Raw genomic sequence first — 25,393 nt, forward strand, 5'->3', positions numbered from 1 at the left:
CCCCCCATCCCCAATTTTCAAAGATTAACCTCTTGCAACAGCCAAAAACCAGCAAATGATTCCGCTTGCGGATTGGACTGTACGCCAAGAAAATGCACTCCATTAGCTTTTTGCTTGGCCTCTTCAAAACCTTTAGCTTCTGCTAAAGTTTGAGGCTTTTTGATATTTGCCACAATCCAGCTTTCAGTAACACCAGTTTCTAAAAGCAATCTCGTCTCTTGGCTGGTGTCAACTTTCAAAAAAGCCAACTCCAAACCAGACATCCAACCCGCCAAAGGCAATGCTCTAGGTGAGAAAAATAAAACACCAGGAATACGGGTTTCAGGTGATACTTGTGCCAGATCTAGCGGGAAAGCCTCTCCAAAACCAATTTCCCACTCTGGCATCTCTGCCAAATCTGCAGCTGGTAAGCTCACAAATACCCACTGCTGCCCTTCCAAAGCATCTGGTAAACGTTGGGGCAAAGGCTTCTCCAACCGGACTGAGGGATTAGTACCCCCTTGATACCCTGGTTCTTGAGGATACACTTCCTCCATCCGCTGTTGTAACCATTGGTTAAGAATTAAAGTTCGCCGACTGGGTTGAGCGGGAATTCCCAAGTCTTCGCAAGCTTTCGTAATCATATTGTTCATTTGGCGGCGGAAAAAGCGAATTTTAATTGGCGCTTTTCCAGCTTGGCTAATAGCCTCTTGCAATGCAGTCCGCAACCAGCCCGAATTTACTTGGGTACTGGGGCAATATTGAGCATAGCGAAACAAAGAATCTGCTTTTGTGTTGGTATCCAAGGGACTTTCACAGACTAAGACTTCCCAAACTTTTTTTTGATTGGCGTCTAAAATCGGACGAGAGTAAAAATCGATTTCCCAAATACTGCCCATGTTTTACGGTAAAAATCAGGTTGTTATATTTTGCTGATATCTCGATCATACGAGTGTTAGGGCAGCATGGAGAATAAGGGAGTGGCGAGAGGGGCAGGGGGGGTAGGGGAGGCACGGGGGCAGAGGGGCAGGGGAGACAGGGGGAGCAGGGGAGGCAGGGGGAGAAAAAATGTTTATCCCAAGGTATTGTTTAAACTTTTGAGCTTCATTGTGAAATTGAAAGTTCTAGTTTTTGGAGTAATAGATTTTGGGGTGACTGGAGAATTTATAAGGCGATCGCTCTTGCAGACAAATTAGGATAACGCTAAAAGATTTACAAAGATAGAAGAATGGAACTAAAAGATTATTTTGAGTTTTTAGACCCGGATGACATCCGTATTAAAGGCCATCGCATTGGTATTGATAACGTGATTCAATATTACCTGCAAGGATATTCACCAGAGGAAATTCTAGAGGAATTACCTTCTCTAAATTTAGAAAAAATTTATGCAACACTAACCTACTACTTGCATAATCGTGTTGAGATAGATGGTTATATGTTGCGTTTAGCAAAATGGCGAGAACAAAGCTATCAAGAATCATCAGCTAATCCTTCACCTTTAATGCAACGTTTAAGAGTATTAAAAGCACAACGCAAACAAGACTTATTAAACCATTTGTGAAAGTACGTTTTCTGCTGGATGAAAATTTGTCACCTAAGCTGAAGACAGTTGGATTTGATTCCACTTTAAAAATACTTCAATTATGAGTTGTAAAGTTCATAGATTTAATTTTCCTTGGCAGCATCTCAATCATTTCCTACGATCGATCCAAACAGCTCTCAAACCAGCAGCTTTCGCTCCGTAATAATCTTCGGCAATGCTATCGCCAACATGCCATGCTGCTTCTGGAGAGCATTTATGTTTGTTTAAAGCAATGGCAAAAATTTGAGGATCTGGTTTAGCTGCACGCACCTGGGTAGAAATAGTAATAGAACTAAAAAACTCTCTCAATCCCAAACTTTGCAATACTGAATAAATCCGGGAATCAAAATTAGACAGCACTCCTAAAGAAATTCCCAACTGCCGCCAGTTAATCAAAGCTGGTACGACATCGGGATAGACAAACCACGGTTCGCCAGTTCCAAAGTGAATGTAAAGTTCGCTAAAAAAAGCCGAAAAGTCAGAAAATTGCTTGAGAACCCCGGCGCTTTCAAAAGTGTTCAGGGCAATTATCCGCCACCAATCAAACTCACGCTGGGGAATATCTTGCAATTCTGCATCTGGAAATATGGGCGGCGGCGATGCTTTAAAGCTTTGGATAAAGGTTTTATTTAATATTTCGGGGGAAACTGTAACGCCGAATTCCTGAGCTATTTCACTATAAACTTCACCTACACTACCTTTAACATCGAACAGTGTGCCTACAGCATCTAAAAAAATAACTTTCGGTTGTTCCATAACGGGGACTGGGGACTGGGGACTAGGGACTAGGGACTGGGGAATGGGGAATAAAAAGAGAGGGAATGTGAGAGTAAGTGTTTCCACTATGCCCCTTCACCTCTGCTCCTTACCTCTTCCTAATACCCAGTACTCAGTACCCAGTACCCAGCCCCTATTTAGAAAGTGTCTCTATAATAGGACGAACTAACCAATTAAAACCAACTTTAAGCTGATGATCTAAAGTTGGCAACCTGTATAAATAAGCAACGCGACGGCCGATGTATGCCAAAGGCCCATCTAGTTTGATTCCCAAGCCGGCGAGGGTGGCGTTATCTTTCCCCAATGCCATCATTTCGCCTAAGTGTTGATAGCGGAAGGGAAGTAAAGGACGATTTGTAAAAGAAGCCCAGATATTCCAAGCAGCGTAATCAGCTTGTTGGAAAGCGGCTTGAGCGGTGGCGGGTACTTGTTGTCCTTCTGCATCGTGACAGTCTGCTAAATCTCCCAAGGCAAAGATTTCTGGATGCTCGAAGACTTGCAGGTTGGATGTGGTGCTAATTTGACCGCGCTGATTTTGTTTGAGGGGAAGGGATTTCACCACTGGCGCAACTCGCGTTCCCACTGTCCAAATTACTAATTCGACGGGAATTGTGTCTACTTGATTTTTATACTCTAGGGAGATGGTATCTTGCCCGATTGATTCGACTTTGGTTTCTAAATCGAGAAACACGCCACGTGCATCTAAAGCTTTATTGGCTGCTTCACGGTTAAATTCTGGGGAAGTTCGCAAGATTTGGTCGGCGATTTCAACGATGCGAAACCGTCCTCTGTCGCCTAATCTATCGGCTAACTTACAAGCTAACTCTACGCCACTGTAACCAGCCCCGACGATCGCCACTCGAATTTTATCAGTATCGGATTCTTCCAAAAATCGCAGGCGTTCTTCTAAACGATAGGCATCGGAGATTGTCCGGAATGTGTAGGCGTAGGCTGCTGCACCAGGCACTAAATCTAGCGGTGTCTCTCCTCCTAGCGCCAGCACTAATCGGTCGTAAGGGATTTCTGGCCCTTCGTGTAAGTTTATTCGTTGTTGGTCGATGTCAATTCCAGATACCACTCCTTGATAAAAACGTACCCCCGTACCTTGTAAAAGTTCTTCAAATGGTGGGGCAATTTCCCAGGTTTGCAGTTCGCCAGTGAGTAATTCGTAGAGAAAGGGGGAAAATAGAAAGCGATCGCTTCGATCTACCAAAACAATTTCGGGTTTTTGTGTAGATTCCCAAGGTAACTGGCTTAAACGCAAGGCTGTGTAGAGACCACCGAAGCCTCCACCAAGGATGCAGATTCTAGAAGTTTGTTGAGTCATCGATTCTATGGGACGGTCATACTAGGAGGGCAACTAACTTAAGTGTAATGATTTCTTTGCCGCGATCGCCATCAGCCAACAATCCGAGTATTTTCCCTCATGGAGTTCATGGGCAGGCAATAACTTTACTTTTACAAAACCACATTTTTCATAGCAGCGGATTGCACGAAGATTATCAACATGCGGATCGATAACAATTTTCTTTGCTTGTACTTCTTCAAAAAGATAGTTAATAACTACTGACAGGATTTTCGTTCCAATTCCTCGATTCCAATAGTCAGTTTCGCCTATAAATAAGTCAATTCCATAAACATTTTCGGTTCGATCCAGACAATACAATTGTCTATCGGTTTCCGATAAGTCATTGAGTGCAAAATACTGTAAATAACCTATGGCAGTATCTTGATAGTAAAAAATACAGGGAATAACTCCCTCATCTCGTTGGATAGAAGGTTTGTATGTTTCTATAATTCTTTCTACAGCAAAAAGATTATCTCTGCCTTCATAAAATTCCAATACTTTTTGGTCAGTTAACCACTTTGCGAGTAACTCATAATCATACATTTCATCTTCCATAGGACGAATAGTAATTTCATGTTTCTTAATTAACATTTTTGATGTATATTTTTTAGAGAAACTATTTAATAATACTTTCAAGATTTACGCACAGGTAAGGGAAAATCATAGACGCAAAAGGGCTTAAGTCCTAACTTTATTCAAAATCTCTATTCTGTTGCAGCAGTTGTAAAAACGCAAAGGGGAATTTTATCCCCACTTTGTGAAAATAAAACTCCCCTTAAATTCTGACACCAGCACTGATACTCAATACTTACAGTAGACTTGAGATTGGTCAAGTACGCCATCCAAATCTTAAAGCTGGGTATAGATAAAGCAACAAAAACGTCTCCGGCTTTGCTCCTAGCTTCTAAATTTTGAATTCTGCTGTATCCAAAGTTAGATTGACTTAATTACCGCCAGAGGTAACAGATTTATTATGTATGGCAGTATCTTCAGACTTCCTTTGCCATTGACCGTTGCTGCCTGGTTCGTACTCATTTCTGACACTATTCCAAGCAATCTCGCGGGCACCTTCTTCACTCAAACCATCTTTTTGAGCGGAGCTTAATGCTGCTGCAAAAATCTGCTGTGCGTGTTCGGGCAATTGCTGTTTAATGTCTTCAGGTAATTGATTTATTCCTTGCTCTGGCATAAAACTTAATTCCAATTCTCTTAACTTAAGTTCATGCTAAAAAATTAGCAATCGAATGCCATCTTTCTCTAAGTAGAGGACTAAATAATCATACTTTTGGCTGAGTCAAACAATTTTTAAATCAATGAGGCAATAATATTAATACTCATAGCTAAAATCGTGGTATTGAAAAAGAAGGATAATATACCATGTACCAACGTCAAGCGCCTCATATCGCGTGATGTCGTTTGCACATCTGAAACTTGGCTAGTCATGCCAATTACAAATGAATAATATAAAAATTCCCAGTAGTCTGGGTAGTCGTTATGAGGAAAATCTAAACCTCTGGTAATTTCTTCGCTATTATTGCGGCTAATATATTTGTAATAAGTGTGTGCGTACTGCACTGCAAATATCGTATGCACTAATAACCACGAACCTACAATCGTCATAATTGAAAGTATGACATGTAGAACAAGCATAATTATTGAGAACTCTTTTTTATCAGTTAGTAAAAACCCAATGGCTAAAACACTGGCACAAGCCGCAGCTATCACCAACATGAATATAGCTAAATGTCCTTCATATTCACTCTCTGCATAACGGCGAATTTTTTCTGGGTTGGCTTTAAGCATTTTCCACCAAGTTATAGCTAAAAACAAATCAGCGCCAGAGTTCCAACCACAGAGAATCCGAGTAGGTAAATGCAGCCAAGGCGGAAGTATTACTGAAATTAATACAGCGACTCCGACAGCGATAAACAATCGAGGTCGTGGGTCAAAGTTTTTAAACAAATTAAGTTTCACAAATATTGTAATTTACCGTTATTAACACTTAAATGATTCGATCGTTTACCTGCAAAAACCATAATTGTGTTTGTTAGTAAGTGAATAAGTAAAAACGAAATAGTTAATGCTTGATGTAAGTATGAGGCAGTTTTATCGAGGTTTAAACTTTTGTATTTTACATTTAATTGTGTCTACCTACTTAGCAATCTTATTTGATTATGGGAAAAACGATCTATTACTTTAGGGAATAAGCAATCGTTTCCCTATTCCCCATTGTCTGCGATCGCTTTATGATGCGGTAAGTACCGTCTAAGCGAAGAAAAATTATGACGCCGACAATTTCAATTAACGATTCTGGGCGCTTGCAACTGTCACCTTTAGAAATCCCATCCCGCTTACTGTTGGGGCCTGGCCCCTCAAATGCCCATCCGACAGTTCTCCAAGCGATGAATACTTCACCAGTCGGGCATCTTGACCCCGCTTTTCTCGCACTGATGGATGAAATTCAATCGTTGCTGCGCTACGTATGGCAAACAGAAAACCCACTCACCATTGCAGTCAGCGGTACGGGGACAGCCGCAATGGAAGCAACCATCGCCAATAGCGTGGAACCTGGTGATGTAGTTTTGATTGGTGTAGCTGGTTACTTCGGTAATCGCTTAGTGGATATGGCTGGACGTTATGGCGCTGATGTGCGAACAATTACTAAGCCTTGGGGACAAGTTTTCAGCTTGGAAGAATTGAAAACTGCCTTGGAAACTCATCGTCCAGCAATTCTAGCTTTGGTTCATGCCGAAACTTCCACCGGCGCACGGCAACCTTTGGAAGGAGTTGCTGATTTGTGTCGTGAGTTTGGCACTTTACTATTATTAGATACTGTCACAAGCCTCGGCGGTGTTCCCTTATTGTTAGATACTTGGGGTGTTGACCTTGCTTATAGTTGCAGCCAAAAAGGCTTGGGTTGCCCCCCTGGTGCTTCGCCTTTTACCATGAGTCCGCGTGCAGCTGAAAAATTGCAAAAGCGTCGCACGAAAGTTGCCAATTGGTATTTAGATATGTCTTTGCTAAGTAAATATTGGGGTAGCGATCGCGTCTATCATCACACAGCCCCGATTAATTTATACTACGCATTGCGGGAAGCACTACGTTTAGTTGCCGAAGAAGGATTAGCAAACTGCTGGCAGCGTCATCAAAAGAACGTAGAATATCTCTGGGAAGGTTTGGAAGACTTAGGATTAAGTATGCACGTTGAGCGGGAGTATCGACTGCCAACTCTTACTACTGTCCGCATTCCAGAGGGATTAGATGGCAAAGCGATCGCTCGGCAGTTACTCAATGAATATAATATTGAAATTGGCGGTGGTCTTGGCGAACTTGCTGGTAAAGTCTGGCGCGTAGGACTGATGGGCTTTAATAGTCGTAAGGAAAGTGTTGACCAACTGATAGCAGCATTGCGGCAAGTTTTACCGAAGTAGTTTTGAGATAATTAGGTGCGTTGACAGTAGCTTAACGCACCTGAGTCAAAAGCGATCGCCTTGTACTAATTCGCAATTACAGCAATTTGCAGATGAATAGACCACAGTAGGGGCTTTAGCATTGTTGTGCCCTTACGATAATTTAGTATTCAAGCATGTATTCCATCCAAATGAAAAGCGCTGTAAGTAACTTAAATTAGCATTGTTTGAGAAGCAAAGTTGATATTCTACAAATCGATGCATTAACAATGCAAGACGTTTATTCCTAAAATCTTGGCAACATCTGAATTGTTGGTAGGGGCGTACAGTTGTACGCGCCTATCTATGTATAGGTTAAGCGTACCGTAAAAGCTAGATTGCAAAAGACTTTCTTTGCCTGTTGCATATTGCCTGGAATAGTTTCACTGGGAGAAAAAACCAACAACCAGCAGAGGCAAAAATATTAAGACAGACACAATCAAAACGAGGGTTGCTGGCTCAATTTTAATTTGGTTCTTCTGTGGGTCGCTCATTTGCCATTCTCTCAATCAATTAAATATAATAGCCAGCCTAATGGATGTTTATAGCTTTTTCCAAGTCCAATGAGGCTGAGAAGTGTAAATCTTTATCTAGCTCTAGTAGCTAAACACAGAGCCTATTGTAATTTGGAATTCAGAATTATGAGTCTTGAATTCTGAATTCTGCTGTATTTTTAATTTTAGAAACTGTCAATTCTTAAATCCATCGCTCCATTAGCTTATTTCTTCCAAGGTAGTTTAGTACCCATTTCCGTCAATGCCGAGAAGATGAGATAGAGAATCAGTAATCCAGCAGCTGCAAAAAAAGTTAGTAAATCGCCATCCATGAGTATTGTTAGCTAAAGCTTTGCTCATCATAACTAGATTACCGCGATCGCATCTTCGGTTAACCCCTTGGGAGCAATAAAAAAGATTTCCCGTTCGCACTCAACAGTCATCAACCTAAAGCAGGATAATTTATTTCTTTGAGTTCCCTAATCTCTACCGTTTCTCTGAATTTGTAATCTTTGGTCTTCTGGGTGCAAACTGAACCAACCGTACCAGTGACGAACTACTAGCCAGACGGCCGAGAGCAAACCTGCAAGGCTGAGGGTGACGCCGCTAAACGGTACTAATAATCCAAATATGGGTAATACTGCTCCAGCAATAGTGCAGATGATAGCAGCAAGGGAAGTACTGCGGCTGGCACCTAATCCCCATGTCAAAAACAATAAGATGATGGAAATGAAAGCCCAAGCCAATTGAGGATTTATCAAGCGAGCGAGATAGGTCAAAGCTAATAGACAAGCAAAGAAAATACTACCAGCGATCGCGATATTTTTGAAACTCATTGGCAGTGATAAATATAACAATAATATCCACCACAAAAATATTGCTGGTGCTAGCAACAACAGCCGCGGAATGATACCAGTGTGACGAATCGGTTCGGTGTTGGTAAACACTCCAAATGGATTTTTCACTGAAACATTATCGTTAAATATCCAAGTAAATTGAGTGCTGCGTCCATCAACTTTAATCTCATTCGGTACAATACCACTGGCGAAATCAGCGGGGGCAAAGTTAGCAGTTGCGGTGAGGCGGAAGTTAGAAAGCAACTGTCCTTCGGCGCTGTAAACCCAACGCGGCCCTCCTTGAGCTTGATAGGTAACTCGAAAGGTGGTTGCTTCCCCTGGTTGCAGGCGGAAAGCAAAACCATAGTCTCCGGGATTGGTTTGTTGTAATCTAGTACCGTCACGCTCTACTTTGTAGCTAGCAAGGAGCGAGTAGCCGTTAGGCGGTGGTGCTTCAAAGAAAAAATTATTAATATCGTTGAGTTGGTTAACTACTTTATAATCAGCAGTGTATTCCACGCGATAAATTGAACTGCGACCTGGAACATCTACACTTTGGTCGAGTTTGACTTGAATTTGCGAACCGCCCAACGTCAAGAAACGGGTGACTTCTCGCGTATCATTTACCTTAACTATCTTGCCGTTGACTTGGGTGGTGTAAGAATATGGCTCTTGAATAGAGTAGCGTACTTGAGGCGCAGACTGTTCGAGTCTTTCACCTGCGACGCTTTCGACAACTTGAGCTACCTTTGCTTGTTCCCAGTGATGGTAACGGTTGCTCAAAGTCGAACAAAGAAAAAATCCCGGCACTAAGAGAACTAATACTAAAGTTAAATGTTGTAATCCCCGCAACAGTTGGGAATAACGAACAGCCCATTCACCGATGACAATAACATTCTCGGTTTGATGGCGACGTAGAGAAAAACTTACCAGAGCGATCGCAATTCCTAAAGCTATAACTAAAAATACTAATAATACTGAAGCTGTAAGTGCTTGAGTTCCAAATTGCACAAGCTCAGTCGGATGTGTTAAGTCAGGTAATCCAGGAATACCTTGAGCAGAAGATGACATTGGCGTATTCTTGCAGATTTTGGAGAACCAGACTGATAAAATCTCTGAAAAGTTTCTCCACCATAGTTTTATATGATACCCGACAGTAGGGTGGGCGAGATGCCCACCTGACAAGAGTTAATTGGATATTTTTTATTTGTCAGTCCCGAAGTCCTAACTAATTCCGAAAATTTTTGCACTCCTCAATTGCGAGTCTTAAATTCTGAATTGGTGAATTGGTGAATTCTTCCTCAAGATTCATCCAACCGCCGTTGCCATTCAGCATCAATTTGTGCAGAATGTTCAACTTCTTGTTCTAGTAAGTCGGTTTCAGTGGAGTAAACCAATTCTTCATCGCCAATAACTTTTTCTGCGGCAAATTGATGGGCAAAGTCAAGCTTTTGCTGCAAGGAACTATCTGCGCTTGCTAATAGCCTAGCGCGAGAAAGGCGATCGCGGTTGCGTGCAGCAATTTTTTTATTCCGCCACTGAATCCAAAAATAACGCAATAACGGTATGCCTAAAAAACCAATTCCATAAGCCAACAGCACCCAATAAATTCCTTGGACAAAAGCTACCAGTCCCCCTAATTGAGCAGCAACAGTACCATCTCTTAATAAATTTCCCAATACTAAAGCGCCAACAAAATTGAGTACGCCCAAGCCAGCACTGAGCATAATTTGTCCTGAACTTGCAGCACTAAAACGCCAAGGAAATTCTTCTAAGTAAACTGCTATTGAACGACGACGCTTTTTAGCTGCACTTACCTGCAACTCAGGGAAGTAATATACAATTTGCCCTTGTTCGCTGACGGACGGTTGCCCATTAAATCGTGTCAGAACCGGCAGCATATAATCTTCGTAATCTCTTTGATATTCCTCCCCAATGTCATCAAGATACGGGGAAATTTGTTCGGCTATCACTGCGCCACGGTTATTCCGAATCACCGTACCAATTTCTTGCCAGCGACGTTCTTCTAAATTGGCATTGGGATTACCATCGCCAAATAAAAACGAAAACACAGCTTCAAAGAAATTCAAATCGCTTTGTTGTCGCCTTTCATCTCGCTGTTGCGGGTAGTGAGTGCCATAATCTGGGCTAAAGTACCAAAATAAATTTGGGAAATAGAAGAACCCACCGCCGGAATTACTGCTTCGGTTATCGCCGTCACGGTCTGAATTGGCAGCGGTAATGATAATAATGATGGTAATAGTTATCAGAGCGATGGAAACAGTTAAGAAAATACCAAAAGAAATCCGAATTAAGTAAAACAGAACATTCCAAACTTTTTTCCACCATTCCTGCAATCGTAACTGGAAGTATTTATTACGTAAAATTGTGCGGAAATTTTTGGGAAATAGGTAAACAATATCACCTGAATCTGCTACTTGTAAATGTCCGCCAGCCTCAGATGCTAATGCTAATAAACCTTGATTAGCTTCAGCAACGTTCAATCCTGCTTGAGTTGCCACATCACCTACGGTGACGCGGTAACCCATCTGTTCCACTGCTTGCATAATGGTGGGATTGAGAGCCATTCCTCTCCCCTCCTGCGAAAATAAATATACTCTTTCTTTTCAAGTATAAAGTTTTATTTTAAAACCCTCCTCAAAGGCATAAATAAACTAACAAATAACATGACACACAAAATGTTATAATCATCATCTTGGTTTAATTAACCAGCAAATTTTCTGCTTAAATATGGTTCAGTATACTCTTGCCCAAAGCCCAGAAATTATCCTCACTGTTTCTGGAAAAGATTCAGCCAAAGCCCGTGACAAAGCAATGGATCAGTTAATGGAACTGATGGATGCAGGTAAGCTACCCACGGAACTAGAAGAAGGATTTGGCCCTCAACAATTAATTGAGGTTAAAGAGCCAAGTGTTGATAGTGCTAACGGTGAGGATGCTATTACCCAAGCTGTGCAAGTTCTGAGTAACTTGGCGACGCTCAAGCTAAAAGTTCAAGAATCACGAACTGAAGCCTTGGAGATTCGTAAAGCAGTCGATGTTCTGTTCACTGACGAATCGGTGAGTGAAGAGGAAATTACTCGGCTAAAGGAAGGCTTTAAAGTTCTGAAAAATTTTGCCCAAGCTAATGTGCGTTATCAGGAAGCACGAGCTAAAGCAGAACAAGCTCGGCAAGTTCTGGATCTAGCTTTGAAGTCGCCTGATAAGTAATATTCTTAAAGAATGAATCTTAAGTTCTTTAAATTCAAATGCAAAAAGACAGGCTGTTTTATGCCTGTCTTTTTCTTTACTGGGGCGCTAGGATTCGAACCTAGGGATGGCGGGACCAAAACCCGCTGCCTTACCACTTGGCTACGCCCCAACAACTTCACCCTAATTAATATAACAGCTAGTCATGGGTTTGTGTCAAGTACTTTTATAGTTGATTTTAGAAGGTGGATTTTTACACAGCCCTAGACTACAGCAATGAGTTTCTGGAGCAATCGCACAAACCTTGGCATGTTGAAAAGGCATTGTGGGACAAGCAAGCCAAAGACATGAAGAGTTTGGACAATACCCAATCTATGTTCTTCACAAGCACGATATAATATACAAGGAAACAGTAGGGGTATAGTAACCTAAGATTTCCTCAGTGATGTATGTAAGCAGGCGATCGCTCAAAAAATTCCTGCTTCAGGCATTAATTTGTTTTTTACACGCATTAGTCAATTACAATTAGTTCGAGTTCAATTTTTTGTCCGCTGACAAAATGTAAAACTTGAGCTATTTTAATCAACAAAAGTATTGCATAGCTATTTTGTGATTTAGTCAGTATCCAATTAGTTGTTTTCGCAGAAAACATAGCTTTGCCAATAGCCATACCTCTCAGCTTACTAAGTATTTTAAAATTAGCGGTTTTGAATACCGAACCACAGTTAGGTGCTGTATTATCTTGATGTTCTTTTGCCCAATGTTGTCTTGAAACTATAGGACTTTCTGTAAATTCGGCTGGTTCAAATTTGAAAACTGCGCTCAATATCAGTTTGGAGTGGACGCCAGTGAATATAGTTTGTCGATAATCTCGTACAATTTGACTATTATCAAGTGTTTTTATAGAGCCATTTTCAAAGAAAGTTACACTTTCAACAAAGTCATATATTGTACGTTTATGTTGCCTTCCCCTACCAGCGTTCATTGCTAATGCACCACCAATAGTTGCCGGTACAGACGCAAGATAATAAAAAGAATCTACAGAATTTTGGTAACAGTATTTCAATACCTCCATGAGTGAAACAGAAGAAGAGACTTCTACTCTATTTTCACCTAGAGGTTTTATATATTTAGGTAGTTTATTTTTCAATATCAATGATTGGATATTCTTTTTCGCAAATAATGTATTAGAGCCATTTCCAATTATGTAAATATTTACTTGATTTTCTTGGGCCCAATTACAGTATTCTTGAAGATCGTCAATACTATTAATCTCTCCTACTCGCTGAAAGTGATGTTGAGTTCTATAGTGGGAAAAACTATTCGATGTTAAAGATTCAATTTTCAAATTAGACATTTTTATTATTTTTACTCCTGATTACATACCGCCTTATTTCTATCATCAACTGTTTCTAGTGAAATCGCTTGAAGTAAATGTTGTTTTGATTCGGCTATTTTGGATTCTAATATTTTAGATACTGATTCATAATCAATATCAAAAATTTCTTCCTGGCTTGGCTGGGCTTTTCCCTTAACGGAAAATATCCGGTTTTCTAAATTTAAATCTCTGAGAAGATCTGTGACTTTATTCTGTTTATCACTACGGAGAAATACATTAAAAGGTTTTTGGAAAAGCAGAGAAAATATAGTGCCGTGAAAGGTGTTAGTCACTATATAAGATGCTTCACTATATAGCCCAACCCACTCTTTTGGACTAGCACTTTCCAGATTTATCTGTGCTATTTTTTTAGGTTGATCTACTGAAACTATAGTGAGATTTTCAGATTTTGCTAATGATTTGATAAATTCTTCTTCTTCTGGTTCTATTTCAGCGTGGAAATATAATAAAAGATATTTACCTTGAATTTTCGGAGGTGTTTTAATAGCGTCATACTTAATTAAAAAAGTAGGATCTAAAACTTTTATCGCTTTTTGGTTACATTCATTATTAATAATATTTGCGCTATTAGAATCACGAACTAAAATAGTTTGAAATTGATCGATTAAATTACAGATTTTTTCATTGTATTTTCCTAACTTTACCGTATTACCAAAGCTAGCCGCATAGCTGATCTTACGGGTAGTTTGTTTGCTAACAAAATCCAAAAAAAACGCAGAATCAAAACCTCTAAAAGAATCTAGACACCATATTTGATCGCTGCCGCATATTACTACGTCATACTTATCGCGATAGTATTCTAAGCCTTTTTTGTCATAGAATTTTTTCGGACTCAATTTGACATGAGAAAGTAAAAACCGTCTCATTTTCCAAGCTCTTGAAATGTTAACAAGGATTTTTTCAGGCTGTTTCAGGGGAATTAAAGGCCTGAGGTATTTCCATACTATCTTTAGAGGTCGATAGTCTATGATTTCAACATCATAACCTTGGCTATTAAGGAAAGTCCAAAGAGCACAAGCTTGGAGTGTTGCTCCGTAATTAGTGACATGGTGAAAAGTTAAAATTCCAATTTTCATCTTTGGTTTCTGCAATAAACTATAAATTCGGCACTAATTTCAAGCTAGTTAACTAACCGTTTTAGTTCTCTACTCTGGTATCTAAAAAACACTTATAATCGAACCTAAGTTGTTATGCATCTTGCATTAATCAAAATTTGCAAAATGCAATAAAAGGTTCTCAAGCAATTTAAACCAAAGTTTCTTGATTCAGTGAAGAAAACTATGGCGTCTCATCAATTAAGCAAAATAATCACAGCGGCAAAATAAATTACGCTGATAAAGTTTATAGTTTGCAAATCAATAGCATGTGGTCATTGCTCGATACTGTTTGATTTGGCTAATAAATTGAATAATTAAGTATCTTCTTTTATACAATTCTTTATCATATTCACACTCTAGTCTACGGTTTTGTTTGGGGGGGAATCACGACGTGCATTTTACCCTGTTGTTCAAGTGGTTTAATCGCTTATTGGTCAGCATCATATCCCTTTTTTAGTTAATTTCTTTAATTACTTGCTTGGCTGTTTACAGCTAATTTATCTCAAAAACTTTCTCTTGATATTTATCCCATCAACTTACCTGCTCTACCTACTACTGTTTTTTAATTTTGTCGAACTCATGTCAGATACGGACGATCGCAGTTCAATAAACCTTACACTAAGAGTCTTTCTTGCCTAACAGGCGAGGAAAAAGCAACAAAAAAATCAGGCTTTTATTGCCTTTTCCTATTGAGTGTGGACTACTTAATAACTAATGAATACATTATTATGTATAGTTTTGACAATATAAATTATAAAGAAAACATAGAATATTTATATAAACCTAACAGTTAAATGGTTATACATATAGTAAAAATAGTAAAAAAAATCTTGCAAATACTTAATATTCATGAATTTTGTATACTAAGTTACTTCAATTTTGAGTATTTTTTTGAAAAAAGTTTCTCAAGTAACTGCAAATTAGCCAAAAAACTATGGCAAAATTATTGTAGATAATTTTTAATAATCTTTAATAAACCAAAATCAACTAAAAAGCAACAGTAGAATCACCAATCTTGTGAAGATATGTATCTGTAGATAGCATTAAATTTGTTACTATTTGAGTTTACGTATTTGCTCCAACTGCTCAAATAAGAGTTTTTATTTAGTTGATAGCAGCACTATGCTAAAAATATTAGGCCAGATACATGAAAAACAAGACTACTAGTGAAAAAAATAATCAGTACTTGCGTACCGATCACCTGAAGAGTGACCTGAAAGGTCGCTCTGTTAGAGGTGGAGCAGTTACCATTGTTGCCCAAGTTTCAAAGTTTGGATTGACTCTAGGGTCAAATGTGGTGTTGGGACGATTATTAACACCACAAGATTATGGCTTGGTAGGTATGGTGACTGTAATTACTGGTCTGGTAGCCATATTCAAAGATTTAGGGTTGTCAACAGCTACTGTTCAAAAGGAAGAGATTAATCACCAGCAAGTTAGTACTCTATTTTGGGTGAACGTAGCATTGAGCATTATAACTATGCTGGTTACGGTAGCGATCGCGCCTGTAATCGCTCGGTTTTATAATGAACCACGTTTGCTGTGGATTACCCTAAGTCTAGCATCGGGATTTCTCATTAGTGGGTTAGGTGTTCAACACTCTGCTTTGCTCAACCGCCAGATGCAATACAAAGCACTGACAATCAACGAGATTATATCTGTAGCGATTGGTATTGGAAGTGCAATAGCAACAGCCTGGGCTGGTTTAGGCTATTGGGCACTAGTAATTATGCCACTAGTAACGGCAATTGTTAGCACTGTCGGACTTTGGATTGTGTGTAGTTGGCGTCCAAGTCTTCCTACTAGACAATCAGGAGTACGCTCTATGCTAGTTTTTGGTAGTAACTTAACTGGCTTCAATATTGTGAACTACTTTGCTCGTAACCTTGATAATTTACTTATCGGAAAAGTCTGGGGAGCACAACAGTTGGGTTTATATGCCAAAGCTTATCAGTTACTATTGTTGCCACTCCAACAAATCAATGCTCCATTTGAAAAGGTAGCTATACCAGCTTTGAGTAGATTAGTAGATTCACCAGAACGCTATCGACAAGCATACCTGCGAATTCTAGAAAAGCTAACTATCATCACTGCTCCCCTAATCGTATTCATGATTGCAACTTCTGACTGGATAGTGTTGTTGCTTCTAGGGCCACAATGGACTGGTGCAAGTTCGATATTTTCTTTGCTTGGTATTATAGCTTTCACTCAGCCTGTTGCAAATACAACTGGTTGGCTTTTCATTACCCAAGGACGCACCAACCATATGTTCCAGTGGGGAATTATTGGCAGTACATTGTCGATTATAGCTATTGTTTTTGGTATACAGTGGGGAGCAGTCGGTGTAGCTGCCTCATATTCAATATCTGGTTTACTCATTCGCACACCTATATTATTCTGGTATGTTGGGCGGTCTGGCTCAGTTAAAGTCATGGACTTGTATCGCACAATGGCACCATCTACCTTTGCATCTTTATGCGGTCTATCTGTCTTACTAATAACTCGTCAATGGTTAGGAATATTCCATCCAATAATTAGCCTTACCATAGCTTTTTTGATTAACATAACAATAACTTTATTAGTTCTTATTGCTTTACCAGCAGGAAGAGCAGCACTTCAAGATTTCAAGAATTTAATGCCATTCATTATCAAACCTAAAAGTAACAATTCACCATTATGACTAGCAGTAAAGAAGTTCTTCGTCCAGTTAAGCAAAAACTAGATAATTTAACCTTATTATAAACGGATAAATCATCTAAAAATTCAGCATAAATCATTAATATGCAAAGAATTAAATTAACTGCATTCTGAAAATAAAAGCCTAGTCAATAAATCATTACATAAATAGGGAAATCTATCGTGAAAATATTGATTACAAATTGCGTAGCTTTAAACACTGGAGATGCAGCAATTCTTCTTTCAATAATAGAGCTTTTGCGTATACAGTTTGGTCAAGATACAGAGTTTATTCTCTACGACTCTAATCCTAATATAGCAAGTAAATACTATCCACAGCTAATATGGAGAAGATCGATTTATTCTCAAATTACGCAACCTGAGAAAAAAGAATTTTTGAAAAATTCATTACTAGACAAAGCTTGGAAACGTATAAAGCAATCTTGGAGATATAGGATTAGTTTACCTATTTTTTATTTTGCTGCATGGTGTCAAGTTAAAGGACTTAGTTATATTAGCAAGCTCTTACTCAACAAGGAACAGCTTCAAGATTTATACAATTATAGTTCAGCAGATTTAATTGTCAGCACTGGTGGAACTTATTTAGTTGAGATTTATTCACTTAAGCCAAGAATATTTGATTATCAAATATCACTTTTGATGCAGCGTCCTTTGGTATTTTATACACAGTCATTAGGACCATTCTTGAATCAAAACAACCAAAAAATATTACGAAAGATATTTAATGAATCTATCTTAATTTTATTACGAGATGAACTTTCTTTAAAGAACTTACAAGAGTTAGGGATCGGTGAAGAAAAAATGCACCTTAGCTCTGATGTAGTCTTTTCATCTAAAAGCAAGATAGAAACACTAAACTTACACTCTAACTCTAACCTTTACTTAAATTCTAAATTAAAGATAGCGATTTCAGTTAGATTTTGGCAGGCGTTTAAAAAAGTTTCTGTGGAAATTGGTATGAACAATTATCGTTCTGCTATGTGTGCAGTGACTCAGTATCTAGTGAAAAAATATAATGCTGAAATCACATATATATCAACTTGCCAAGGAATTCCCGAATATTGGACAGATGATTCAAAATTTGCAACAGAAATTTATAATTTACTACCAAATGATATTCAAGAAAGCGTTATTGTAAATAGTAATTTCCACACTCCTCAAGCTCTTTTAGAAATGCTCACAAGTTATGATTTAGTAATAGGCACAAGAATGCATATGTGTATATTAGCTTTAGCTGGAGGAACTCCTGTATTTCCTATTGCTTACGAATTTAAAACAAAGGAGCTGTTTGCTCGTCTTGGCATGAGCGAATGGGTACAGGATATTGAAACGATAAACGAAGAATCGATAATCCCATCGATCGAGGATTTTTTAGTTAATTTACCTCAGTTTAAAACTAATCTCATGACACAGGTAGAGCAAGAAAGAAATCGTGCAATCAAATCAGGAGTTCTAGTGAAAGAAAGCTTAGAAAAATGGCAGCGTAAATCTATGTAGTTATTGTATTAACTTTTCCAATTTTAATGAACCCAAGTTAATACCTTAGCGTGCTGGAAAATAATATGTCAGCTAAACTTAATCACATGAGATATTATTTTTAATAAAAATGCACAAAAAGACATAATCTTAGGTATTATTCTATTTAGTCAAATAGCTTACCTGATTAGGATATTTTTCATGAAAATAGCTTTTATTGTCGAGCCTTTTCCAACTGTATCTGAAACTTTTATACTTAACCAAATTACAGGTTTAATAGAGCTTGGGCATGAAGTAGATATTTATGCAAGTCATGTAGGAGATATTTCCAAAATCCACCCTGATGTTGAAAAGTATCAGCTTCTTAAACGTACCTACTATTACAATAAGGGGCCTGATAATTATGTTGAGCGATTGCTCAAAGCTTTGTTCTGGCTAACAGCAAATTTTTCAAAATATTCTGTACCATTAATAGAGTCGCTAAATTTTTTCAAATATGGTAGCCGAGCTATCTCCTTAGAATTATTTTACGCGACGATTATACTGCTAAAGTACAAACAAAATTATGACATTATCCACTCTCACTTTGGCCCTTTCGGGCTAAAGGCAGTTTTATGGCGTCAAATTGGTGCTATACAAGGAAAAATAATCACTGTATTTCATGGCTATGATATGACCACTTATTTAAGGAAGAATGGAGAGCAAGCATACGATCTCTTATTCAATCTCGGCGATCTTTTTTTACCAATTAGTGAACATTGGAAACAACGATTAATTCAAATTGGATGTACTGGCAAAATAGCTGTACATCATATGGGAATTGATTGCCAAAGATTTGCTTTTGTTGTACGCAAACCTCGACCTGATGGACAAGTTAATATTGTTACAGTCGCTCGATTAGTTGAAAAAAAAGGTATAGAATACGGTATTCGTGCAGTTGCTAAATTAATACATAGCAATTTTAATATTAAATACACTATTGTAGGTGATGGTTATCTAAGGAAAAAATTACAGCAGTTAATCAAAAAACTAGGCGTTAGTGACGCTGTAAAGCTACTAGGTTCACAGCAGCAAGAAGAAGTAATTGAAATTCTCAATAATTCACATATCTTTTTGGCTCCTAGTGTTACTAGTAAAAGAGGTGACCAAGAAGGCATTCCTGTTGCGCTAATGGAGACAATGGCGAAGGGTCTACCAGTAGTAACTACAAAGCACAGCGGAATTCCAGAATTAGTACAAGACGGTATTTCAGGGTTTCTTGTGCCAGAGAGAGATGTGGAGGCATTGACCGAAAAGTTAAGCTATTTAGTCAAGCATCCAGAACTATGGTCTAAGATGGGTGCTGCAGGTAGGAGCTTTGTAGAAAAACACTACAATATAAGTAACTTAAATAATCAATTAGTAGAAATATATCAGAATTTATTAGATGATAAACCAGTTAACTCAGAGAGCAACACAAGGTCTAATATTAAGTCCGCTTAATTATTTATAAATAATAATGTAGATTTCTATTTGCGTTTGAGCATTAAATATAGTTATTTATTGCTCAAACGCAAATAGAAATCTAGGGCGTCTCATCAATATAAAGTAAATTATAGTAAAAGCAAGATAGATTGCGCTGATAAGCTTTATAGTTCACAAATCAATAGTGTGTGGCAATAAGCGTTCTAAAAGTATGTTTTTTACTTTTTTATTCTCCAGTTTCTTGCAGGAAGACCGCTGCAATACGACTTGATGACACTAATTGCTTAGTAGCTAGCCATATAAAGAGTGGAATTGTTTTAGAATAGCGACCAAAAAGCCGACGTGGTTCTTGAACCCATCGATATAGCCACTCCAGTCCTAAGTCTCGAATTATACGGGGTGCGCGTTTGTGGATTCCTGCATAAACTGGGAAAACTCCCCCCAGTCCAATCATCACAGCGTGTATTTTGCCCTTATGTTGAGCTATCCAATTTTCTTGTTTTGGGCATCCCAAAGATACTAAGACAGCGTTCGCACCACTAGAGTTAATTTTTTGAATCAAAGCTTCATCTTCAGTTTGAGTCAGGGGGCGAAACGGTAGAGGTTCCATAGCCGCTATGTTCATTTGAGGAAATTCGCGCTCTAACCTTTTTTCAATCCTCGAAAGAATTTCTGTTTGGGAACCTAAAAAGAAAATACTGAGATTTTGTTTTTGAGATAACTGACACAAAGCCAGAAAAATATCCATCCCCGCTACACGGTCTTGGTGGATAGCTCCCATTTTCCGCATCATCCACACAAGAGGCATACCATCGGGGGTAACTATATCTGCATTTCGTAATAGGCTGGCAAACTCTGGATTCCAATGAGCTTCAATCAGCATATGTACATTTGCTACGTATACACTTCTACTCTCACGCTTACTTGCCCACTTCAGTATTGTTTGCACCTGGTCGTTAAAGCGTAGAGCCGTAATAGGAAAATCAAGTACTTTTTGAGTAGGTAGAAGCACTCTTGCCACCATAAATAATTCCTGTGTCCAATAAAAGAATCCATAGATTACCTAGACCATTCCGAATATTGAACAATTCAGATTAAATAACTCCTGGCCCTTTTTAGGCTTGTGTTATCTTTGGAAGTTAACACATGGAGGTGCAATTGCCTTCTCTGTACACTTTTTGGCTTTTCCGGTAATACTATAATTATTCGTTGCTGTGTTTTAGTTTACTGGTTTAACCAAAAGATTTCAGAGGGTGTTTGACAAAATTCATATTTCCTTCATAATTAATTTTTGATTGATTCATCTAAGCATTACAATTGCGATAAATTCCTAAAGATTATGTTTTGTATTACGTAATATTCGCTACACCTTGTTTTGAAAACAGGAAAAATACTAGAAATTCGATGTCATAATTTTGGTACGTAGGTATCAGTTGACTTAAGAGGTTAGATTGTAGTTATTTTGTTTTCAAGAAACTTTTATCTTTTCTTTATTATTACAGATTAAACTCAAATTCAATATTTAAAAATTCATAATTTTTATTTTTTGCTCTAAGCAAAAGCCAAAAAATAAGGGGAAGATAAACTTATCTTCCCCTGCTGTATTATTTTTGTTTTCTTTGTTTTCGTTGGCTTTGTTACCTTCCCTAAGCCTTTGCCTTAACATTTGCCTTTGCTTTTTGAGTTGTCGTTTCCTTGCAGAACCGCCTCTACCCTTATCATTCCTGCCTTCTTTACGGGGAGATTCCCATCTTTTTAGCCGCATAACCTTTGACCTCTGTGAGATTTAATATTTAACTACTACACACAAACAATATTGTAATTATGTATCTTTTCTAGTAGATATATTCTTGTGTTAGTATAGTCGTTTGCTATTTCAAAGTGTAACCTTTTATATTACACATTATAACATAACTTCCAAGGAATTTATTGATTCTTCTTAATTCTTACGCGACATCTAGTTACAGAACAGATGTAACTTGAAAAATCTTAAGTTTTTTTGGTAGTGGGCAGGAGGAGAATCGAACTCCTATGACCGCAAGGTCGCCACATTTTGAGTGTGGTGCGTCTACCAGTTTCGCCACCCGCCCTTATATTCAACCTAACTATTATAGCCTATTTACTAATTTTGCAACAACAAATTTCAAGATTGATTTTCAAAGTTTTGCTGTGATGAATAGTTTTACGCTCATCAAAGCTGTATTCTGGTCTAGCTTTTTTAGACAGCTAGTAAGTATTTGCTTCCCAGGAGATCTATAACCAGGATGTGTTTCCCTACTTTTGGAGGGATTCGCTGAAGTTTAGTGCTTAAATGCGTGCAAACTTTAATAAACTAGCGTCAATATCTTGTAGTTTGGCACAGCCGCTAAGTGCCATTGCGATATTTAACTCATCTTGTAGAAGTGAGATGACATGATATACGCCGGCTTGTCCTGCTAGTGCTAGTCCCCACAAAATTGGTCGGCCGATGAGTACTGCTTTTGCTCCTAATGCTAAGGCTTTGAGAATGTCTGTACCCCTACGGATACCTCCATCCAACAATATTTCTATGCTACCATTGACTGCTGGCACAATTTCAGCGAGAGCGTCTAAAGAAGCGATCGCACCATCAAGTTGTCTGCCTCCATGATTAGAAACAATAATTGCTTTGGCCCCATATTCCACAGCCCGCAATGCATCATCTGGGCGTAAAATTCCTTTGATTACTAAGGGTAGTGGAGATATGGACTGCAACCATTCCAAGTCACCCCAAGTAACTGCTGGGTTGAGCTGTTGGGCAAAATAGGTAAACAACCCCGATTCGCCTTTTTCGTGGGAAATATCTAGCCCTGAGATAGTTGCGAGATTAGCCAGATGTAAGTCTAAGGGTAAAGCAAACTCATTACGTCTATCTTTTTCGCGCTGTCCGAGGACTGGTGCATCTACGGTCAGACAAAGTGCTTTATAACCTGATTTATGAGCTTTTTCTACCAAAGCGCGAGTTAATCCCCGGTCTTTGTGGATGTAAAGTTGAAACCAGCGTACCGAATCTGGAAATTGTTCGCACGCAGTTGCTACTTCTTCAATGCTTTTTGTTGCCATTGTACTTAAGATCGTGCCCACACCAGCTGATGCCGCAGCTAAAGCCGTAGCAACTTCGCCATCGGGATGAGCCAGACATTGAAAAGCCATTGGTGCAATCAACAAAGGTAGTTGTAGGGGTTGTCCTAAAATGGAGGTGTTGAGATGGCGATCGCTAACATCGACTAATACACGAGGTCGTAACTTGATTCGCTCAAAGGCGGTACGGTTATCTCGCAGGGTGATTTCGTCCCAAGCTCCACTACTGTAGTAATCAAGGGCCATTTGAGATAGATAGTGTTTTGCGAGCTTTTCGTACTCAAACAGGTTAATGGGTTGAAAGCGATCTTCGTTGGGTACAGCTGTCATGGTAGCGATCGTGGGTTAAGGGATGGGATGTTTGTTAATCCCATCAAAGTTATGATAAATCGCGGAGGAACCTATTTAATAACTCTTCCCGCGATCGTTGCAGCAATAAAGGAGTAAATTCTTCTGGAGATAATGCCAATAAAGGTTCAATAATTCTTCTTAGTTCTGCATCTAAAGAACCAAACCTAACTCGCAACAAATTTTCTATAACACTACGACGTTCTGCTCGAATTCCTTCGTCCAGTCCTTCTTGAACTCCTTCTTGTTTAGCTTCTGCTAATTTTTGTTCGTAAATAGGTGATAAGCGCATAATTAAATCTCTATCCTCATTGTCTATATTTTGATTTACTTCTAAGGTCGTCTTTAAACTCAATAATAAATCTATTGCTTTAGAACGCAAGGGATTATTTGGAGGAAGTGCTTCTAGTTCATCTATAGCTTGTTGCTGGACTCTACCCTTACCTAAAATTCTCAACCATAATGTTTCTTGTGTCGAAGGTAATTGGTGGATAGCGACAATTGCTGTTCTCAAATACTCACCGAGAAAATATACTCCTGCTTCCCAGTTATCCTCGTCTGAGCTAGTTCTAAAACCATTTAAGATAGATTCAGAAACTGTGGGTGACAAAATCCACAAACGTGGTAATTCTGATTCTGTAATTCGGTTTTTATCAGCTTTGGTTTGGCGCTTTATTTCGGCAAATATATCAAATAACTTATTCATACAACTGCGAATTTCTGCAATTGTCGCCGCATTTCTAAATGGTTCGATTAAAGCAGGTTCCGCTGCAAATTTGCCTAACAATCCTAATTCTATCGTCTCGCTCGATTGAGGTGAAGGTATAAAATAAACATCAATTTCGCGGATTTGTGCCGGAACTTTGCGACTTGTTTCCACTTCTCCTAGTGGTTGTAACAATTCTTTTAGATAGTCTTTTGCGAACTGGTCGTAGGGAAACCTGGTCATTACTTAATTTTTTAGGTGTACCAGTACTTTACAATAGTGCCCAGACGCTTGTTTGCTTGAGAGAGACAGCAAGTGCGATCGCCTCCCGTGGAGCCTAGCCCATTTCACAATTGCCAAACTCCTGTCAAACTCAACCCAATCCTAAATGCAATTTCAATGCCACATCAACTAATACTATTATTTCTTGATTTAAACTACCTACTACTTCACCAATAATCCGCTATTTAGAAATTCTTCATAGTTGTGCTTGTACTTTAGAAGGCTTTGTTCAACCACTATCTTCAGGATTGAGCAAAACCTCTAAGTAAATTTACCAGTTTCGCCAGCCGCCTTTGGGTGCAACTTCATCATTCGTGGGCTTGAGTCCGTGACCTTGAATTAAAGATTGATATTCTGTGCTACTTGCCCAACGGTCGATTTCTCGCGCCCGTAATACTGGTACTGGATGGGTTAATTGGGCTGTGCGGGCAGCTTTGACCATTTCACCGAGTTCGGTCTTGCTAATATCATCGTAAGCACGGGCTTGAGCAACAAAAGCATCGAGGTTTAGTTGCGGCGCTAAGGCGGGAGAACCACCAGCTAGTTTCATCAACACCGACATCACGACTTTGGGGTCTTGGGTTGCTAGCAATGCGGCGCGATCGCAGGTAAACTCAGCACAGCGTACCCATTCCAAAAGTTGTGCTTGTATCGCTTGGGCAATGAAGCCGCCGACATTGGGGACAATTGCCGCAGCTAATATTAGTAAATTTACAGGCGTTAAGTAAACACTATGGTCGCACTTGAGATGTCCCAACTCGTGGGCAATTACGGCTTGGATTTCCTCTGGTGTGAGAATATCAATTAAGGATGTGTGCAAGACAATAAAGGGCTGCTTACCCCGCACCGCAAAAGTGTAAGCATTGGGAGCCGGATGCTGTCGGACGTACAACTGGGGAGGCTCTATATCCAAGATTTTGCAAGCTTCTAACAGCAACTGGTGTAAATCAGGCAGTTGTTTTTCACCCACTAGAACGCTTGAGGCAATATTTTCCACATAAAAAACCTGCTCTGCCATTGGCCCTAGCCAATTTCGCACCAACATATCGATGCCCGGTATCTGCTTGAGGGCATTAGTAGATTCTAGGTCTAATGGATGGCGAAATGAGTCAGCTTTTAAACCAATCAGGGGGGTTTTGAAGAAGGACAT

At 39.0% G+C, this 25,393-nt stretch carries 21 protein-coding genes and 2 tRNA genes; 6 read left to right on the forward strand and 17 right to left on the reverse strand.

Features of this window, described 5'->3' with window-relative positions; genetic code table 11:
* Nucleotides 1-17: 17 nt before the first annotated feature.
* Complete coding sequence (locus tag NSTC745_RS27510; protein ID WP_445633821.1) at nt 18-878, reverse strand: Tab2/Atab2 family RNA-binding protein; 861 nt, start codon at nt 876-878, stop codon at nt 18-20.
* A gap of 329 nt (nt 879-1,207) precedes the next feature.
* Between NSTC745_RS27510 and NSTC745_RS27515 the strand changes: the two genes are divergently transcribed.
* Entirely contained in the window at nt 1,208-1,540 is a 333-nt protein-coding gene (locus NSTC745_RS27515) for a DUF433 domain-containing protein (protein ID WP_445633822.1), read from the forward strand.
* Nucleotides 1,541-1,669: 129 nt separating this feature from the next.
* On the opposite strand, the gene NSTC745_RS27520 is transcribed toward NSTC745_RS27515, so the two are convergent.
* The 5 genes from NSTC745_RS27520 to NSTC745_RS27540 form a co-directional block, all read right to left on the reverse strand.
* Nucleotides 1,670-2,317: an HAD-IA family hydrolase gene (locus NSTC745_RS27520; protein WP_096534360.1), complete on the reverse strand. Its 648-nt coding sequence runs from the start codon at nt 2,315-2,317 to the stop codon at nt 1,670-1,672.
* A 154-nt stretch (nt 2,318-2,471) separates the two neighbouring features.
* A complete protein-coding gene (locus NSTC745_RS27525) occupies nt 2,472-3,665 on the reverse strand; it encodes an NAD(P)/FAD-dependent oxidoreductase (protein ID WP_445633823.1) in 1,194 nt (397 codons plus the stop codon).
* A 33-nt stretch (nt 3,666-3,698) separates the two neighbouring features.
* Entirely contained in the window at nt 3,699-4,277 is a 579-nt protein-coding gene (locus NSTC745_RS27530; protein WP_445638703.1) for a GNAT family N-acetyltransferase, read from the reverse strand.
* A 352-nt stretch (nt 4,278-4,629) separates the two neighbouring features.
* Nucleotides 4,630-4,875 (reverse strand): ChaB family protein, encoded by a 246-nt coding sequence (locus NSTC745_RS27535; RefSeq protein ID WP_445633824.1) that lies wholly within the window; start codon nt 4,873-4,875, stop codon nt 4,630-4,632.
* A 116-nt stretch (nt 4,876-4,991) separates the two neighbouring features.
* Complete coding sequence (locus NSTC745_RS27540; RefSeq protein ID WP_445633825.1) at nt 4,992-5,660, reverse strand: DUF1345 domain-containing protein; 669 nt, start codon at nt 5,658-5,660, stop codon at nt 4,992-4,994.
* Between the two features lie 308 nt (nt 5,661-5,968).
* On the opposite strand from NSTC745_RS27540, the gene NSTC745_RS27545 reads away from it, so the two are divergent.
* Nucleotides 5,969-7,117 carry an alanine--glyoxylate aminotransferase family protein gene (locus NSTC745_RS27545; RefSeq protein ID WP_445633826.1) on the forward strand — a complete coding sequence of 383 codons (1,149 nt, stop codon included), beginning with the start codon at nt 5,969-5,971 and terminating at the stop codon, nt 7,115-7,117.
* Between the two features lie 991 nt (nt 7,118-8,108).
* Here NSTC745_RS27545 and NSTC745_RS27550 read toward each other — a convergent pair.
* The gene (locus NSTC745_RS27550; RefSeq protein ID WP_445633827.1) at nt 8,109-9,536 is read right to left on the reverse strand and encodes a hypothetical protein; all 1,428 of its coding nucleotides are present in this window, start codon (nt 9,534-9,536) and stop codon (nt 8,109-8,111) included.
* Between the two features lie 230 nt (nt 9,537-9,766).
* Nucleotides 9,767-11,053: a hypothetical protein gene (locus NSTC745_RS27555; protein ID WP_445633828.1), complete on the reverse strand. Its 1,287-nt coding sequence runs from the start codon at nt 11,051-11,053 to the stop codon at nt 9,767-9,769.
* A gap of 163 nt (nt 11,054-11,216) precedes the next feature.
* On the opposite strand from NSTC745_RS27555, the gene NSTC745_RS27560 reads away from it, so the two are divergent.
* Nucleotides 11,217-11,696 carry a hypothetical protein gene (locus NSTC745_RS27560; protein WP_096534367.1) on the forward strand — a complete coding sequence of 160 codons (480 nt, stop codon included), beginning with the start codon at nt 11,217-11,219 and terminating at the stop codon, nt 11,694-11,696.
* A gap of 79 nt (nt 11,697-11,775) precedes the next feature.
* Here the strand turns inward: NSTC745_RS27560 and NSTC745_RS27565 are convergent.
* The 3 genes from NSTC745_RS27565 to NSTC745_RS27575 form a co-directional block, all read right to left on the reverse strand.
* Nucleotides 11,776-11,847 (reverse strand) — tRNA-Gln (locus tag NSTC745_RS27565).
* 339 nt (nt 11,848-12,186) lie between these two features.
* Entirely contained in the window at nt 12,187-13,032 is an 846-nt protein-coding gene (locus tag NSTC745_RS27570) for an FAD-binding protein (RefSeq protein WP_445633829.1), read from the reverse strand.
* Between the two features lie 11 nt (nt 13,033-13,043).
* Entirely contained in the window at nt 13,044-14,150 is a 1,107-nt protein-coding gene (locus tag NSTC745_RS27575) for a polysaccharide pyruvyl transferase family protein (RefSeq protein ID WP_445633830.1), read from the reverse strand.
* 1,168 nt (nt 14,151-15,318) lie between these two features.
* Between NSTC745_RS27575 and NSTC745_RS27580 the strand changes: the two genes are divergently transcribed.
* From NSTC745_RS27580 to NSTC745_RS27590, 3 genes are all read left to right on the forward strand, one after another.
* The gene (locus tag NSTC745_RS27580) at nt 15,319-16,851 is read left to right on the forward strand and encodes a lipopolysaccharide biosynthesis protein (RefSeq protein WP_445633831.1); all 1,533 of its coding nucleotides are present in this window, start codon (nt 15,319-15,321) and stop codon (nt 16,849-16,851) included.
* A 179-nt stretch (nt 16,852-17,030) separates the two neighbouring features.
* Nucleotides 17,031-18,365, forward strand: a complete 1,335-nt coding sequence (locus NSTC745_RS27585) for a polysaccharide pyruvyl transferase family protein (protein ID WP_445633832.1) — start codon at nt 17,031-17,033, stop codon at nt 18,363-18,365.
* 180 nt (nt 18,366-18,545) lie between these two features.
* Nucleotides 18,546-19,826: a glycosyltransferase gene (locus NSTC745_RS27590; protein WP_445633833.1), complete on the forward strand. Its 1,281-nt coding sequence runs from the start codon at nt 18,546-18,548 to the stop codon at nt 19,824-19,826.
* A 208-nt stretch (nt 19,827-20,034) separates the two neighbouring features.
* Here NSTC745_RS27590 and NSTC745_RS27595 read toward each other — a convergent pair whose 3' ends face one another.
* The 6 genes from NSTC745_RS27595 to NSTC745_RS27620 form a co-directional block, all read right to left on the reverse strand.
* Nucleotides 20,035-20,832: a WecB/TagA/CpsF family glycosyltransferase gene (locus NSTC745_RS27595; protein WP_445633834.1), complete on the reverse strand. Its 798-nt coding sequence runs from the start codon at nt 20,830-20,832 to the stop codon at nt 20,035-20,037.
* Between the two features lie 498 nt (nt 20,833-21,330).
* The gene (locus NSTC745_RS27600; RefSeq protein WP_445633835.1) at nt 21,331-21,573 is read right to left on the reverse strand and encodes a hypothetical protein; all 243 of its coding nucleotides are present in this window, start codon (nt 21,571-21,573) and stop codon (nt 21,331-21,333) included.
* Nucleotides 21,574-21,814: 241 nt separating this feature from the next.
* A tRNA-Leu gene (locus NSTC745_RS27605) sits at nt 21,815-21,898 on the reverse strand.
* A gap of 217 nt (nt 21,899-22,115) precedes the next feature.
* A complete protein-coding gene (locus tag NSTC745_RS27610; protein ID WP_445633836.1) occupies nt 22,116-23,237 on the reverse strand; it encodes an alpha-hydroxy acid oxidase in 1,122 nt (373 codons plus the stop codon).
* Between the two features lie 49 nt (nt 23,238-23,286).
* Nucleotides 23,287-24,204: a hypothetical protein gene (locus NSTC745_RS27615; RefSeq protein ID WP_445633837.1), complete on the reverse strand. Its 918-nt coding sequence runs from the start codon at nt 24,202-24,204 to the stop codon at nt 23,287-23,289.
* Between the two features lie 310 nt (nt 24,205-24,514).
* Nucleotides 24,515-25,393, reverse strand: coding sequence for a M48 family metallopeptidase (locus NSTC745_RS27620; RefSeq protein ID WP_099067477.1), 879 nt, complete (start codon nt 25,391-25,393; stop codon nt 24,515-24,517).

It is taken from the genome of Nostoc sp. DSM 114161 (genome assembly GCF_052692665.1).